Source organism: Pseudodesulfovibrio aespoeensis Aspo-2 (assembly GCF_000176915.2).
GTDB lineage: Bacteria > Desulfobacterota > Desulfovibrionia > Desulfovibrionales > Desulfovibrionaceae > Pseudodesulfovibrio > Pseudodesulfovibrio aespoeensis.
Window position 1 is genome coordinate 2,776,166 of the sequence record NC_014844.1, and the last position, 13,648, is coordinate 2,789,813.

At 61.8% G+C, this 13,648-nt stretch carries 15 protein-coding genes; 5 read left to right on the plus strand and 10 right to left on the minus strand.

The window, feature by feature from the left end; genetic code table 11:
• The first annotated feature begins 427 nt into the window (after nt 1-427).
• The 3 genes from DAES_RS12895 to DAES_RS12910 all read left to right on the plus strand — a co-directional run bounded on the left by DAES_RS12895 (nt 428) and on the right by DAES_RS12910 (nt 4,852).
• A complete protein-coding gene (locus DAES_RS12895) occupies nt 428-2,683 on the plus strand; it encodes an autotransporter outer membrane beta-barrel domain-containing protein (protein ID WP_013515471.1) in 2,256 nt (751 codons plus the stop codon).
• Between the two features lie 893 nt (nt 2,684-3,576).
• The gene (locus tag DAES_RS12905) at nt 3,577-4,350 is read left to right on the plus strand and encodes a sulfite exporter TauE/SafE family protein (protein WP_013515472.1); all 774 of its coding nucleotides are present in this window, start codon (nt 3,577-3,579) and stop codon (nt 4,348-4,350) included.
• A 103-nt stretch (nt 4,351-4,453) separates the two neighbouring features.
• On the plus strand, nt 4,454-4,852 hold the full coding sequence (locus DAES_RS12910; protein ID WP_013515473.1) for a DUF2721 domain-containing protein: 399 nt from the start codon (nt 4,454-4,456) through the stop codon (nt 4,850-4,852).
• Nucleotides 4,853-4,982: 130 nt separating this feature from the next.
• Here the strand turns inward: DAES_RS12910 and DAES_RS12915 are convergent, their stop codons facing one another.
• The 7 genes from DAES_RS12915 to rpmH all read right to left on the minus strand — a co-directional run bounded on the left by DAES_RS12915 (nt 4,983) and on the right by rpmH (nt 10,596).
• Nucleotides 4,983-5,261, minus strand: coding sequence for a hypothetical protein (locus DAES_RS12915; RefSeq protein ID WP_157864864.1), 279 nt, complete (start codon nt 5,259-5,261; stop codon nt 4,983-4,985).
• A 2-nt stretch (nt 5,262-5,263) separates the two neighbouring features.
• Nucleotides 5,264-6,673, minus strand: coding sequence for a tRNA uridine-5-carboxymethylaminomethyl(34) synthesis GTPase MnmE (gene mnmE, locus DAES_RS12920; RefSeq protein ID WP_013515475.1), 1,410 nt, complete (start codon nt 6,671-6,673; stop codon nt 5,264-5,266).
• A 156-nt stretch (nt 6,674-6,829) separates the two neighbouring features.
• On the minus strand, nt 6,830-8,134 hold the full coding sequence (locus tag DAES_RS12925) for a protein jag (RefSeq protein ID WP_013515476.1): 1,305 nt from the start codon (nt 8,132-8,134) through the stop codon (nt 6,830-6,832).
• A 45-nt stretch (nt 8,135-8,179) separates the two neighbouring features.
• Complete coding sequence (gene yidC, locus DAES_RS12930; RefSeq protein ID WP_013515477.1) at nt 8,180-9,844, minus strand: membrane protein insertase YidC; 1,665 nt, start codon at nt 9,842-9,844, stop codon at nt 8,180-8,182.
• Complete coding sequence (yidD, locus tag DAES_RS17415; protein WP_013515478.1) at nt 9,799-10,092, minus strand: membrane protein insertion efficiency factor YidD; 294 nt, start codon at nt 10,090-10,092, stop codon at nt 9,799-9,801. Before yidD ends, yidC begins: the two co-directional genes overlap by 46 nt.
• Nucleotides 10,093-10,102: 10 nt before the next feature.
• Nucleotides 10,103-10,474, minus strand: a complete 372-nt coding sequence (gene rnpA / locus DAES_RS12935) for a ribonuclease P protein component (RefSeq protein WP_013515479.1) — start codon at nt 10,472-10,474, stop codon at nt 10,103-10,105.
• Nucleotides 10,462-10,596, minus strand: a complete 135-nt coding sequence (gene rpmH / locus DAES_RS17420; RefSeq protein ID WP_013515480.1) for a 50S ribosomal protein L34 — start codon at nt 10,594-10,596, stop codon at nt 10,462-10,464. The genes rnpA and rpmH overlap by 13 nt, the downstream gene beginning before the upstream one ends.
• A gap of 244 nt (nt 10,597-10,840) precedes the next feature.
• Between rpmH and DAES_RS12940 the strand changes: the two genes are divergently transcribed.
• Both DAES_RS12940 and DAES_RS12945 read left to right on the plus strand, forming a co-directional pair.
• The gene (locus tag DAES_RS12940) at nt 10,841-11,494 is read left to right on the plus strand and encodes a lactate utilization protein (protein WP_013515481.1); all 654 of its coding nucleotides are present in this window, start codon (nt 10,841-10,843) and stop codon (nt 11,492-11,494) included.
• Nucleotides 11,495-11,604: 110 nt separating this feature from the next.
• Nucleotides 11,605-12,351 carry a UPF0280 family protein gene (locus DAES_RS12945; RefSeq protein WP_013515482.1) on the plus strand — a complete coding sequence of 249 codons (747 nt, stop codon included), beginning with the start codon at nt 11,605-11,607 and terminating at the stop codon, nt 12,349-12,351.
• An 18-nt stretch (nt 12,352-12,369) separates the two neighbouring features.
• Here the strand turns inward: DAES_RS12945 and DAES_RS12950 are convergent, their stop codons facing one another.
• The 3 genes from DAES_RS12950 to DAES_RS18050 all read right to left on the minus strand — a co-directional run bounded on the left by DAES_RS12950 (nt 12,370) and on the right by DAES_RS18050 (nt 13,533).
• Nucleotides 12,370-13,023, minus strand: a complete 654-nt coding sequence (locus DAES_RS12950; protein WP_013515483.1) for a cyclic nucleotide-binding domain-containing protein — start codon at nt 13,021-13,023, stop codon at nt 12,370-12,372.
• A 73-nt stretch (nt 13,024-13,096) separates the two neighbouring features.
• Nucleotides 13,097-13,402 carry an MTH1187 family thiamine-binding protein gene (locus tag DAES_RS12955; protein ID WP_013515484.1) on the minus strand — a complete coding sequence of 102 codons (306 nt, stop codon included), beginning with the start codon at nt 13,400-13,402 and terminating at the stop codon, nt 13,097-13,099.
• Nucleotides 13,399-13,533 carry a hypothetical protein gene (locus DAES_RS18050; protein WP_269077515.1) on the minus strand — a complete coding sequence of 45 codons (135 nt, stop codon included), beginning with the start codon at nt 13,531-13,533 and terminating at the stop codon, nt 13,399-13,401. Before DAES_RS18050 ends, DAES_RS12955 begins: the two co-directional genes overlap by 4 nt.
• Nucleotides 13,534-13,648 lie beyond the last annotated feature (115 nt).

Here is a 13,648-nt window from a genome sequence, read left to right on the forward strand (position 1 = left end):
GACAAGTCCTGCAGTCCTCGGAATGGCAAGCGACACATGCGATGGAGTCAACCTTTCATCATTGCTGTAAAATTCCCCTTGTACGTGTTTTGCCGGACAGACGGACAGCCATGAATGGATTAAGTGGGGGCAATAGTATCCATGCGCAGAGAGGTCAGGGAAAACGAACCGATCTTTAGCGTATCCCAAGGGGGTCGTCATGCCTCTAACATACTCAGTTGGTTGTGCTTTTTTCATAGACGGGCTGTTCCGCTGTCCGCCCTGTTATCCCTTGGCTTGGAATAAAGGTGCAACGCAGACTGGGGGCTGTCCAAGCTCGAGAAAAAGGCTTTTCACGACGGACTAGAGTCGCTTCAACGGCATGGTAAGCGCACATTTTGGATCCGAAATATAAATAGAAAAATCAAAATAGTATCTGGAGCATTACATGTTTTTTTCCCAAGGATTGACTGACACCTTGTGCAGCGCAAGGCTTTCTTCGCCGCCTCGTGTTGCTCTGTTGTTTTGCGCCGTGTTTTCGCTTGGATTCATTCTCTTGCTGCCACAAAATGGCGTTGCCGCTTCCGTGACGTATGACGGGACTGACACCAATCCTGATGTGATAGGCAACCCCACGACCGAAGGCGGGGCTATAAGCATTGGTGGGTCAAGTATCGATGCGCATAAAGAGAACACTTTTTCATCAGACAATAGCGTGACCATCATTAGCGGGAGCGTCACTAAAGGAATATACGGTGGGTATTTTTTCGGAGAAACCACCGAGGGGGATGTGGCGTCCAGTCGCAACACAGTAACCATAGATCCTGGCGGTGCAACACCATATGCAGGAGGTATTAGTGTCCGTATATATGGAGGATATGCTGAATCTGAAAAGTCTTCGTCAATGACTGCCTCAGATAATACGGTGACGATCAACGGGGGGCAAGGGTATTCCGCATATGGCGGCTCGGCTAAGATCGAAAGTTACGGCAGTTACACCGCTACGGCCTCCGGCAATAGTGTCAACTTCAACGGAGGTTCCCTAGCTGACCTTGTCGGCGGGATAGCAATTTCTGCGCATGGCGGGTCAACACACGCTGCTGCCTCCGGCAATACCGTTGCTATCAGCGGCGGTACCGTTTCGCAAGTTTGGGGCGGGTATGCCGATGCAAACTCCGGCAGTGCAGACGCCAGAAACAATATTGTGACCATCAGCGGTGGCACTATCCTCTGGGATGTTAACGGCGGGCAGGCCTCTGGAGGAACCACCGGACAGGCCACACACAATACCGTGACCATCAGCGGTTCCCCGAATCTGACAGCCGCAAGCCTCTACGGGGGGAGTGCAAACTCTGAGGCTTTCAGCGGCAACACCTTGAATGTTAAAACCTCTGGGCTGACGGCGAAAGCGATTAGCAATTTTGAGCATCTTAACTTCTACCTGCCTTCCACATTGTCTGCGGACGATACCGTGCTGACAGTGACCGGCACGGCAGACCTGACAGGCAGCGGCGGGCGGTCTTCCATCGTTAATGTGGGCATTGACGGCAGTTCCTCACCCCTGCTGAAAGGCGACAGCATAACGCTCATCAACGCCGCGGCGTTGGTCACCAATGGCAGCCTCAACGCCGGGGCGAGCGGCACGGGCATGCAGGGCGTGACCCTGGTGTACAACTTTGACCTCACAGTCGAAAACAACAAGCTGTTGGCCAAGGTCTCCTCAACCGGGGCTGCAGTGAATGAACAGTCCAAGGCGCTTTCAGAGGGCTTTGTTTCCGGCCTGGGCATGGTCACGCAAGGTGCGGACGTGGCCGCCGGGCAGGGCATGGATTCTGCCGTTTCCGCGGCCAAGGCCGGGGTTGCCGGCGGCGCCGGTGCCCCTGCCGGATTTGGTGCGGTTTCCGGCGGTTCCATGCGGTATAATTCCGGCTCGCATGTAGATATCAACAGTGTCTCCCTGATGGCCGGTCTGGCCTGGGGAGCCGACAGTTCCCTCGGCCGTCTGACTGTCGGGCCGTTTGTCGAATTCGGCAGCGGCTCGTACAATACCTACAATTCCTTCAGCGCTGCCGCTTCGGTCAAGGGAGACGGCAGCACCCGCTATGTTGGCGGCGGTGTCCTTGGCCGTGTGGATCTAGCCAATGCCGGCCCCGGCAATTTCTATGTCGAAGCCTCGGGCCGGGCGGGTGGCCTGGAAAACGAATATGACTCGTACGATCTGCGCAATGCAGCCGGACGCAGCGCGGAATACGATTCGTCATCCACGTATTACGGTTGGCATTTGGGAACCGGATATGTCTGGAGCATGGCGGAGAATACCTCGCTTGACCTCTACGGCAAATACTTCTGGACGCGGCAGGAGGGCGACTCCGTCACGCTGTCTACCGGCGACAACATCAGTTTCAAGGATGTGGACTCCAGCCGTGTGCGTCTCGGCTCGCGCTTCAGCCACGCGGTGAGTGAGTATATCACTCCCTACATTGGCGCGGCCTATGAGCATGAGTTTGACGGCATGGCCCGCGCCACCACCAACGGGCTTGACATGGCTGTTCCATCCATGAGGGGCGACACCGGCACCTGTGAGCTGGGGCTTGTGTCCGCACCGTGGGCATCGGTGCCATTGTCCCTGGACCTCGGCGTACAGGGGTATGTGGGCAAACGCGAGGGCGTGACCGGCAGCTTGAAGTTAACCTATGAATTCTAGCCGCAGGAAGGCTCTGCGGCCCAGAAGAAGCCCTGCGCCTGTACAGTGTGAAGTGACCCGTCGGTGAAGCTGATTTTCGATATTCACAATGAGCGCGCAGGCCAATTGAAGCTGCTTGACGCTTTTTTGATGCGAACAGCCCGAGTCGGGGACTTGATGCTTGCTGTCTTCAGTTAACAACTTTACTGTTCGCCGACAATGTTTGTGGGAGAACAATAAAGTTGTTAACAAAAGCCGCTTCTGGTCGCTATAAACGCAGCAAACCAGAAGCGGCTTTTCTGTCAACCGCAACCGGGTGGAGCTGGCCCCGGCCTACGGCATCGTGCCCACGTCCCTGACCTCCAGTCCGTACCGTCTGGCACTCAGGTGCGGCACCTCAGGCGGTGTGGCCAGCCTGGACAACGCCCTGAGCGATGTCGCGCCCTTTGGACTCTCTCAAGCGAAGGCGGAGCAGATCGTGGAGGAGATGCTGACGACATGCCGGGAGTGGCCCCAACACTTTGCCGATTGCGGGATTCAAGAACAAGAAACGGAGGAGTAGTAGAGGCGGTTCAGGCTGATTTCCTCCTGACTCCACCCCTCGCCTGGAGATCCTGGCATGGATTTGACTATTCTGAGTTTCAACTCAGGCCAAATGAAACTGCTTCGCGCTTTTTGATGCAAAAAGCCCGAGTCAGGGACTTGAGGCTTGCCGTCTCCAGCGAACAACTTTATTGTGCGCTGTGGATTGTCAAACCAGACTGAACACCGAGCTCAGACCACCTGTAAGCACACTCGTCGACAGGGCAGCATGACGGCATGTCTTCCTGATCCGCCCGCCGCATGAAGACAACCCGGCAACGGCCCCTGAACCAAGTCCGATTGGTGTCCAAACAAACGCAAGGCAATACACAATGGATATCCTCGTCATCTGTCTGGTGAGTCTCGCCGTGTCCGGGTTGACGCTCTTTTCCGGCTTCGGCCTTGGAACCGTGCTCATGCCGGTCATGGCCGTCTTCTTCCCCATCGAAACCGCCGTGGCCATGACCGCCGTGGTTCACCTCGCCAACAACGCCTTCAAGCTGCTCCTGTTCGGCAGGCAGGCCGACTACCGGGTTGTTCTCCGCTTCGGGATTCCGGCCTTTTTCGCCAGCCTCGCCGGAGCGTGGCTGCTGATCCATGTCGCCGGGCTGCCCAGCCTGTTTCGATACGAATTGTTCGGAGCCGACTTCGAGGTCTCTCCGATCAAGCTGCTGATCGGCCTGCTCATCCTCTTCTTCGCCTGTCTCGAAATCCGCTCGAAAGGTTCGGGGTACCGCTTTGCGCCGTCATGGCTCCCGGTGGGCGGTGCGGTGAGCGGCTTTTTCGGAGGCCTCTCCGGCAACCAGGGCGCGTTCCGAAGCGCCTTTCTCCTGGGCGCAGGGCTGTCCAAGGAGGCCTTTGTCGCCACAGGCGTTGTCCTGGCATGCGTCGTGGACATCTCGCGGCTGAGCATATACGGCGGAGTGGCAGGCTCCCGGTTGATCTCGGACAATCTGCCGCTTCTTGCCGCGGCAACGGCCTCGGCCTTTGCCGGCTCGTTTGCCGGGAGCCGCCTGCTCAAGAAGGTCACCCTGACCACGGTCAGACTCCTGGTGAGCGTGCTCCTGCTCATGCTCGGAGCGGCCCTGAGCCTCGGCCTCATCTAACCAACGGTTTCATTTAGGTTTCAACCCCTGGCAGCGACGAGTCCCTGGCGCGCGACAGTGATCCCCCGACTCCTTGCCCCGGCCAATGCCACAGGAGGCACGCATGCAGATTTCCGTCACCACCCCGGCCCTGCTCTTTCCGGCCATTTCGCTGTTCATGCTCGCTTTCACCAACCGGTTTTTGTCCCTTGGCGCGCGCATCCGCACCCTGCATGACAAGTATCGGGGCGAGAAGGACGAATCCACCCGCAAGCAGATCGAGAACCTGCGCGTGCGGGTCCACATGATCCGGCGCATGCAGGGCTACGGCGTCCTCTCCATGCTCACCTGCATCTTCTCCATGGTCTGCCTGTTTCAGGAGTGGGAACTGACCGGGGCCGGACTGTTCGGCCTGAGTCTGCTCTTCCTCGTCATCTCGCTCTGGATATCCTTCCTCGAAATCCGCATCTCGGTCCAGGCCCTGGACATCCTGCTGGCGGACATGGAGCGCAGTCCGGAGTAAGGTGCGGCCATCAGCCCGCGCTTTTCCCCTCAAGGCACTCGCACGAAAAACATCCGGAGCCGACGCGTGGAAACCACCACGTCGGCTCCGGATGGTGTCATGGCACGTCCGAAGAAATGAATCGGAACCGCTAGAATTCGAGCAGCCCCAGCGGGTCAAGGCTGTCCTGCTCCACCCGGACAAAGCGGGCCACGTCGGTAAAGAGATCCTTAGATATCTCCACCAGTCGCCAGTCGCGGCCCGTGCCGAACGAGCTCCACAGCTCGGTCTCTATGCCCTGACGGATTCTGAAGGCCACGCTCTCGACCTCGGGCAGGGTACCGCCCAGGTGGGTTTGCATGAGCGGGATGAGTCCGCAGGTGACGTGGGCGACATCAATGATTTCAGTGGATTCCGGTGCGTTGTTCATGATCATTTCCCTATGCAGAAGGTGTCGAAGATGGAAGCCAGCACCTCCTGGGAGGTGATTTCGCCGGTGATGGACGAGAGTGTGACGCAGGCCGTCTCCAGCCGCACGCCGAGCAAATCGTATGGGACGGCGGCCAGGGCGTCTGCCTCAAGCTGCCGCAGCTCCTCGGCAGCCTCGGCCAGGATGGCGGCTTGGCGCGCATTGGGGGCCAGCTCGTCGGGATCGGGCTGGCCCGCGCCCGCCAGCACCCGCTCGCGGACCCGCGCACACAGGGTGTCCAGGCCATGGCCCGTGACAGACGATATCTCCACCAGTTCAAAGCCCAACCCGGCCAGGGGCGCGCCGTGGGCCGGATCGAACCCCGGCAGGTCGCGCCGGGTCAGGACCGCCAGGGTACGCTCCGGGGAGAGTACGGTGGCAAGGCTCAGAGTCCCGCTGTCCAAGGGGGCGGTGCCGTCGGCCAAGAGCAGCACGAGGTCGGCCCGGTCCATCAGCTCGCGGCCCATGGCCATCCCGGCGGCCTCGACCGCGTCTATGCGTGGAGCAGCAGCGGTGTCGGCACGCATGCCCGCCGTATCCACCAGACGGACGCTCAGGCCGTCGAGGGTGACGGTCTCCTCAAGATAATCGCGGGTGGTGCCGGGCTGGTCGGTGACAATGGCCCTGGTGCGTCCCAAAAGACCGTTCATCAGGCTCGACTTGCCCGCGTTGACCCGGCCCGCCAGGACCACCAGCGCGCCCTCGCGCCACGTCCTGGTACGGTCCACGGCCCGAAGCAGGTCCATGATGTCAACCCGGACCCCGGCCACCCCCCCGGCCAGCGCTTCGGGCGGCAGACACTCCACCTCGTCGTCCGGGAAATCCACGGCCACGGCGAGCGCTGCGCGCAAGGCTTCAAGCCGCGTCCGCAGGGCGGCGATGCGCTGGCCGAGCAGGCCAGAGAGCTTGGCCTGGGCCAGGTGCGCGGCGCTTCGGGTGGGCGCGTGGATCATCTCGGCCACGGCCTCGGCCTGGGTCAGGTCGAGGCGGCCATGCATGAAGGCGCGGTAGGTGAACTCGCCGCGCTCGGCCAGCCTGGCTCCGCAGCGCAACACTTCTTCGAGCACGGCGGCCAGCACGGCGCGGCCACCGTGACAGTTGATCTCCACCACATCCTCGCCGGTGTAGGAGCCAGGGCCGGGCATGCAGGCCACGAGAACGTCGTCAAGGACTGCGTCCCGGCCATCAACGATGCGGCCATAGTGCAGGGTGTAGGGGATGAACTCGGTGAAGGAGGCGCGGGCGGGCCTGAAGATGCGGGCGGCAATGGCCCGGCTCCTGTCGCCGCTGATGCGGACGATGCCTACCCCGCCGTCGCCTGGCGGGGTGGCGATGGCGGCGATGGTGTCTCGGGAGCGTCGGGGATCGAGCATGCCGCACTCCGGGGCACGGATCGTGCCGGTGGGGTTCTTGTGACCGCTACGCCCCGGTCCTGCCCGGTCTGGTCTGCCTGGGCGCGATCCGGGCAGGGGTGCGCGGCGAGGAAAAAAGGGGCCGGGAGGACGTGCCCACCCGGCCCCGGCGGATCGCTAGTCGCGCGAGGAGCGGTTGCCGCTTTTGCGGGTCTTGGGAACGATGAGCACGCGCTTCATGGGGCCGTCGCCCTTGGAGCGGGTGAAGACATCCTCGTTGTCCTGCAAGGCCAGATGCACCACGCGCCGGTGATAGGAAGACAGGGGCTTGGTGGACTGGGTGCGGCCCATGGACCCGGCCTTTTCAGCAAGGTGCCAGGCCACCTGACGCAGCTTGTCGTCCTGGCGCTCGCGGTAGTCGCCGGTATCCACCTGGATGCGCACCGAGGCTTCCATCTTGCGGGAGACAAGGCGGTTGACCAGATACTGGATGGAGGAAAGGGTCTGCCCTTCACGTCCGATGATCAGGCCGCTGTTCTCCTCGTCGTCGATGAAGACCTTGACCCGGTCGGATTCAAGGGTGATGTCGAGCTTGGTCTCGCCGATGATGGGGGTGAGCAGCTGGACCATGACCTCGTGCACGATCTTTTCAAGGATGACCGGATCAAAATCGGCCATGTTGGCGCGCGGCTGGTCGTCGAATTCTTCCATATCACGGACAACGGGTTCGCGGGGTATGGCGTCGCGGGGCATGGACTCGCGGGGTCCGCGATCAGGCCGGTCGCCGTTGCGCACCCTGTCCTGACGGGGTTTTTCCGGACGAGTCCTGTCCTGACGGGGCTTCTCGGAGCGCGGCCTGTCCGAGCGGGCTTTCTCGGAACGCTGGCCGTTGCCGCGCTGTCCGTCAGGCCGCTGACCTTCGCGCTGACCTTCGCGCTGTCCTTCGCGCTGGCCTTCGCGCTGGCCTTCACGTTGCCCTTCGGGACGGCCTTCGCGCTGCCCTTCGGGACGGGGCTTGCGCTCGCGGGGCTTGCGAGGAGGTTTGGCCGTCTGGTCCACGTTGCCGTTGATATCGTCTTCGGGCTCGGCTGAGAGGAAGGCGGGCTGCCTGTCGGGATCGGGCTGACTGTCAGGATCGGGCTGCCGCTCCGGGGCGGGCTCGGGGCGACGGGGCTTTCTCCCCTCCCCATCGGGGCGCGGTGCGGGCTTGGCCTTGGGCTCGGGCTTGCGGTCCTCGGCCTTGGGGGTGGTCTCCCGCTGTTCCCGCTCGGCCTCGCCGTTGAGGATGTCCGTGGTGTTGACCTGGGCGCGAGGGCGCGCCTTGACCATGGCCTTCTTGACACCCATGATGCCGAAGATGCCGGTGGAGCCGCCGCCAACAATCTCTATCTCCAGGCGGTCACGCTTGAGGTTGAAGTAGTCGCAGGCGTTTTCGATGGCTTCGTCCAGGTTCTTGCCCTGGAATTCCTTGAAGTCACTCATGTGTCTATCCTTCAGTGCCGGGGATGGAGGCCCCCGGGGGCGGTATTAGGCTTTTGCGGCCGCTTTCTTTTTTGAGGATCTGACGATCAGCAGCTGCTGTCCGATGGAGAGGACGTTGTTGAGCAGCCAGTAGATGACCAGACCGGACGGAAACTGCAGGAACATGAAGGTGAAGACGACCGGCATAAGCATCATGATCTTCTGCTGGGTCGGATCGCCCGCGCTGGGGGTCATCTTCTGCTGCAGGAACATGGTCGCGCCCATGATCAGGGGCGTTACATAGTACGGGTCCTTGGCCGAGAGGTCGGCCAGCCAGGGCAGGTCGGTGAAGGGCACATTGGCGATGAACGGGGCGTGCCGCAGCTCGACCGCGCCGAGCAGGGCCTTGTACAGGCCAAAGAAAACCGGAATCTGGACGACCATGGGCAGGCAGCCACCCATGGGGTTGACCTTGTAGGTCTTGTACAGGGCCATGGTCTCCTGGTTGAGCCGCTGCTTGTCGTCGCCGTACTTCTCGCGCAGCTTCTGGACCATGGGCTGGAGCTTCTTCATCTGCTCCATGGAGGCGTAGCTGCGCTGGGACAGGGGCCAGAAGATGAGCTTGATGACGATGGTCAGCAGGATGATGGCAATGCCGTAGTTGTGGACGTAGTCGTAGAAGAAGTTCAGGCCGATGAGCAGCGGCTTGGCCAGGAAGTCGAACCAGCCGAAATCCACGGCTTTCTCAAGCTGGTTGGGCATGGTGGCCAGCATGTCGCGGTCCGTGGGTCCGAGAAAGTAGGACGCCTTGACCGTCTTGGTGACGTTGGGCAGGAAGGTGGCGTCCTCGTTGACGGCCATGCGGAAGATGTCGTCCTGAACTCCGGCGGAAAGGGTCGCGCTCTCGCTGGCCGGGATGATGGCAAACAGGAAGTAGTTGGACTCCACGGCCCCCCACTTGAGCCCCGATGGAGAGGTTATCCCTGTTTCCTTGAGGTCGTCGCGGTCGCTCATCTCTTCGCGGCCATCGGCGCTCAGGTAGGCCACCTTGGTCGGGTTGTAGCTGTCGTCCTCGGCAGACATGGACTTGGCTGCCGCAGTGAAGGACACGGCTCCCTCGACGCCCGTGTTCCCCAGGGTGGTGACCATGGCCGACTCGGTGATGTGGTAGGTGGCCGGGTCGAATGTCAGGGTGCGCTCGATGCGGAAATCGCCGGACTGGCCGGAGAAGGTCAGGGTCTTGACACCATCGCCCTCGCCCAGGGCGAGGTTTGACCCGGCAAAGGCCCACTCACCGCGCTGCCAGGTGTGGAATTCCTTGTCGCCCGCGGTCAGGATCAGCCCGAGCGGTCCCTTGGCAAAGGCGTTGGCACCGATCAGATCGACGTTGGGGGAATCGGGCTTGATGGTCTCCCGATAGTTCTTGAGGATGAATTTTTCGAGAATGCCGCCCTGGGAGTTGAAGACCGCCGTATACAGGGGCGTGTCCACGGTTACGGCAACGCCTGCGGTGGCGATGAAATCACCGGCTGGGACGCCATGCGCCTGAGTGACGCCGGCGGCGTCGCTCTGGCTGGAGAGCGCTACGGCCCTGCGCTCGGCCTCGACCGCCTTGCGTGCCACCTCCGCCTGCTCTTCAGCCGAAGGAGCCATGAGGTACTGCCACCCGAAGATGACGATAAAGCTCAGGGCCAGGGCAATGACAAGACGGATTTGCTCCTTCTTTTCCATGGAATGATTCTCGCTTTGAGTTTGTCGGTGGGCCAAATGGCCGGGACGGGGTCATAGCCCCCGCGACACAGAGGCTGGCAACGAAGGAGGCGCCACGACACAAGAAGGCCGCCCTTGAACGCCCCGTGGCGGGTGACAGCTTCCCTGGCGTACTCTGAGCACGTCGGAGAGAACCTGCACGCCGGGGGCAACAGGGGGGAGATGAGTTTTTGATAAAACCAAATGAGCGCCAGAAAAAGTGAGCGCATCATTTCCTCTCTAAGAGGCCGCCGCTTCCGCCTTGGCGCGGGATAAAAGCGGAGAGAACTCTTCTGTGGCAAGGGCGAGGGTCAGCTGGCTGGCCTCAAGGTTCCGCTTGGGAACGACAACGATATCAAGAGGCAGTTCGAAGTCGTACTGATGCAGCCTGAAGTACTCGCGCACCACCCTTTTGATCCGGTTGCGCGCCACCGCGTTCCCCATTTTCCGACTGACGGTCAGGCCGAGACGCAGGCCACTGGGGCCGTCGTCGCGTCGCAGCACGAACAGAATGAAACGCTTGGTGAACCGCTTCCTGCCGTGCTCGTAACATGCCGTGAATTGGGGGCTGCCAAGCAGTCGGCGCTCCTTGTCCCAGACTAGACGGTTAATCTCTTGCGCCCTTTGGCGCGACGGCGACGGAGCACCGCGCGACCGTTTTTGGTGCGGGAGCGCACCAGGAAACCGTGGGTCCGCTTGCGACGGCATTTGCTGGGCTGGTAGGTACGTTTCATATCAATATCTCCTGAGAGTAGAATTTCATGGGAAAAAACTCTGTCGAACGGAAGCATATAACCGGAGCCACCACGCCAGTCAAGACCAAAATCGGCGGGCGTCCCGGTTTCGCGGCCTGACAGGGCTTCCTCGCGACCGCGGAATCTGCTACAGGTTTTTGCATCGGATGGCGAGACTTTTCTTGCGCCTCTTTCACCGGCCCTGGCGGGCGTCCACCCATTACATAAGATTATAGGAGCAACCATGGACAAGCCCATAGACGCATACTGGGACCTCGCGCTTCGCGAACTCAAGCTGCAACTCTCAGGCAACGGCTTTGACGTGTATCTGGCCGATACGGCCCTGGCCGCCGGGGATCTGGTGGTCAAAGAAATACTGCCGGAACTGAGCCCCAAGACCGTGTCCTGGGGCGGATCCGCCACTCTGCTGGCCACCGGCCTCTACGACCGGCTGCGCGCCAGCAGCGACCATGCGGCCATGGACCCGTGGGACCAGAGCCTCTCTGCCGACGAAAAATACGAACTGCGCCGCCGCGCCCTGCTGGTGGACTGTTATTTCACGGGCACCAACGCGGTCACCGCCGACGGCTGTCTGGTCAACCTCGACATGTACGGCAACCGCTGCGGGGCCATCACCTTTGGCCCCAAGAATGTCATCGTGCTCGTGGGCCGCAACAAACTGGTGCCCGATCTGGAGCGCGCCATGAACCGGATCAAGGAATACTCCGCCCCGATCAACGCCATGCGCCTGGACATGAAGACCCCGTGCGCCAAGACCGGCACCTGCATGGACTGCGATTCGCCCCAGCGCATCTGCAATGTCTGGACGATCACCGAGAAATGTCTGCCCAAGGGACGCATCAAGGTGGTGCTCATCAACGAGGACCTCGGCTTGTAGGCTGTGGAAAACATGTTCCAAACCCTGTTCCAAACCCTGTGCGCACGCCTGTTCCTTGTCGTGTTCAAACCGTGTTCCTTTCCGCTCCGGCGGGCCGGGAACCCGCGCCGATGACCAAGCGCCATCTTTCCGCAGACCGCGCCTACCGCGACAGCGTCCAGCCCCGGACAGGCGAGGTCCGCTTCCAGGTGGCCGTGGAGCAGACCGACCTGCTGGTGGTGGCCGAGGCGGACATGCGCCATGAGATGGCGGCCTTCGTGGCCCTGGCGCGCGGCGAGATCAAGACCTGGATCATGTTCCACCCGGAGTTCGCAGCCAGCCTGACCCCTGTCCACGTGCCCGATACCGCGCCCGACATCATCCGCGCCATGGCCGGGGCCGCCGCCCTGTGCGGGGTCGGCCCCATGGCCGCGGTGGCCGGAGCCGTGGCCCAGGCCGTGGCCGAGCGGTTTGTCGCTCGCAGCCCGAACCTGATTGTGGAAAACGGGGGCGACATCCACCTGTGCTCGACCCGCGAGCGCGTGGTGGCCCTGCTGGCCGAGCCGGATTCCGGGGCGCGCCTGGGCATCAGGCTTGAGGCCGGTGCCTTCCCGGTCTCCATCTGCTCGTCCAGCGGCACCATCGGCCACTCCCTCAGCCTGGGCAGCGGCGATCTGGTAGCCGTGCGCGCCAAGGACGCCCGACTGGCGGACGCGGCGGCCACGGCCCTTGGCAACCTGTTGCGCGGGCCGGGCGACATTCAGCGCGTGCTCGATCGCGCCGCCCAACTGGCCCAGTGCGGTCTCGGCGGGGTCTTTGCCCAGTGCGACTCGAAAATCGTTGCCTGGGGGGATTTGGAGTTGGTGGCCCTGGACTAAGAGGGACAGTTCACCGGATCAATCCTTGCGCTTCATGACCTCGTGGACCAGATTGCGTTCAAGCAGCGTGATGATCCGGCCATCGTGTTCGTCGCGGCCCACGGCCAGCAGCCCCTGCCCGGCCAGCCCATGAATGTATTGCTCGATGCGGTCCGTGGTGGTGACAAAAGTGTCGGCCATGGACTTGATGGCCGTGTCATAGCGCAGGGTCATGGTCCCGTTGGACGCGAAAAGGTCGAGGATACGGACCACGCCCATGCCGGTGCTCGGCACTTTCATGGCCTTCTTGGTGGTGGATTTGAGCCGGCTGACCAGCACGGTGATAATGGATGAGATGACCTTGGGCGAGTCGCGCATGTACTCCTCGAGGTCGTCCTTGGTGACCACGATGACCTTGGAGTCCTCCAGGGCGATGGCCGTGGCCGTGCGGGAGTTGTCGTCGAGAAAGAGCGCCATCTCTCCAAAAATGGAAATGGGCTTGAGGATGGCGAAGACCTTCTTGTGTCCCTCGATGATGCCGGATATCTCGATCTTGCCCTCGGTCAGGATGTAGGCCGCGTCGCCCCTGGTCCCCTCATTGAAGACCACGTTGTGCTTGAGCACGTTGCGCATCAGGAAGTTGCCGTGGGAAACCTGCTTCATCTGGACGGTCTGCTGGTGGACGATGGTCACGTCGTTGCTCCTGTGATGAATCGTTGCCTGAAAACCCGGAACCACTGGCCTTTGAGGGTGCCGCGCACCGACATCAGGACTTGTCGCGCGTTTGGCCCAGGACCGAGGCCACCTTGGAAGCCATGCCGTCCTGTCGGCCCCGGCGACTGTCCGCCGTGAAGCTGACGTATATGCGGTCGAAATCCGGCTCCAGCTCCCGGTAGCAGGCGTTGATCACGGCCATGACCTCGCCCCACTCCCCCTCCACCACCGTGCCCATGGGGCCGAGCTGAAAAGGCAGGCCCGACGCGCGGACAACCTCCACGGCACGGGCCACATAGGGCGCGAGCGACCCCGTCGCATGCAGTGGAAAGATGCTGAACTGGACGACGACGCTCACTGGCCACCTCCGGGTCTATTAATGAGAATGGCGTCCGGAATGGTCAGGGTCGTGACCCGGCCTGGGCCCGGCGCACCGGCCAGACACTGGACCAGGACAATCGGCGCGGACTCGAGGAAAATGCTTGGCATGAGCCGCTCCTTGCGCTGGCAGCGCGGCACCGAGGTTTCTCCACTCAGCCTTTTCTGCATCGCTGGCCGCAAAGAGTCAAGGCGGCACCCGCCCAGCCGACAGGGGAAAACGCAA

Coding starts and splice junctions, on each gene's coding strand:
- DAES_RS12895 (WP_013515471.1), top strand. CDS start 428: ATGTTTTTTTCCCAAGGATTGACTGACACCTTGTGCAGCGCAAGGCTT.
- DAES_RS12905 (WP_013515472.1), top strand. CDS start 3,577: ATGGATATCCTCGTCATCTGTCTGGTGAGTCTCGCCGTGTCCGGGTTG.
- DAES_RS12910 (WP_013515473.1), top strand. CDS start 4,454: ATGCAGATTTCCGTCACCACCCCGGCCCTGCTCTTTCCGGCCATTTCG.
- DAES_RS12915 (WP_157864864.1), bottom strand. CDS start 5,261: ATGAACAACGCACCGGAATCCACTGAAATCATTGATGTCGCCCACGTC.
- mnmE (WP_013515475.1), bottom strand. CDS start 6,673: ATGCTCGATCCCCGACGCTCCCGAGACACCATCGCCGCCATCGCCACC.
- DAES_RS12925 (WP_013515476.1), bottom strand. CDS start 8,134: ATGAGTGACTTCAAGGAATTCCAGGGCAAGAACCTGGACGAAGCCATC.
- yidC (WP_013515477.1), bottom strand. CDS start 9,844: ATGGAAAAGAAGGAGCAAATCCGTCTTGTCATTGCCCTGGCCCTGAGC.
- yidD (WP_013515478.1), bottom strand. CDS start 10,092: ATGCGCTCACTTTTTCTGGCGCTCATTTGGTTTTATCAAAAACTCATC.
- rpmH (WP_013515480.1), bottom strand. CDS start 10,596: ATGAAACGTACCTACCAGCCCAGCAAATGCCGTCGCAAGCGGACCCAC.
- DAES_RS12940 (WP_013515481.1), top strand. CDS start 10,841: ATGGACAAGCCCATAGACGCATACTGGGACCTCGCGCTTCGCGAACTC.
- DAES_RS12945 (WP_013515482.1), top strand. CDS start 11,605: ATGACCAAGCGCCATCTTTCCGCAGACCGCGCCTACCGCGACAGCGTC.
- DAES_RS18050 (WP_269077515.1), bottom strand. CDS start 13,533: ATGCCAAGCATTTTCCTCGAGTCCGCGCCGATTGTCCTGGTCCAGTGT.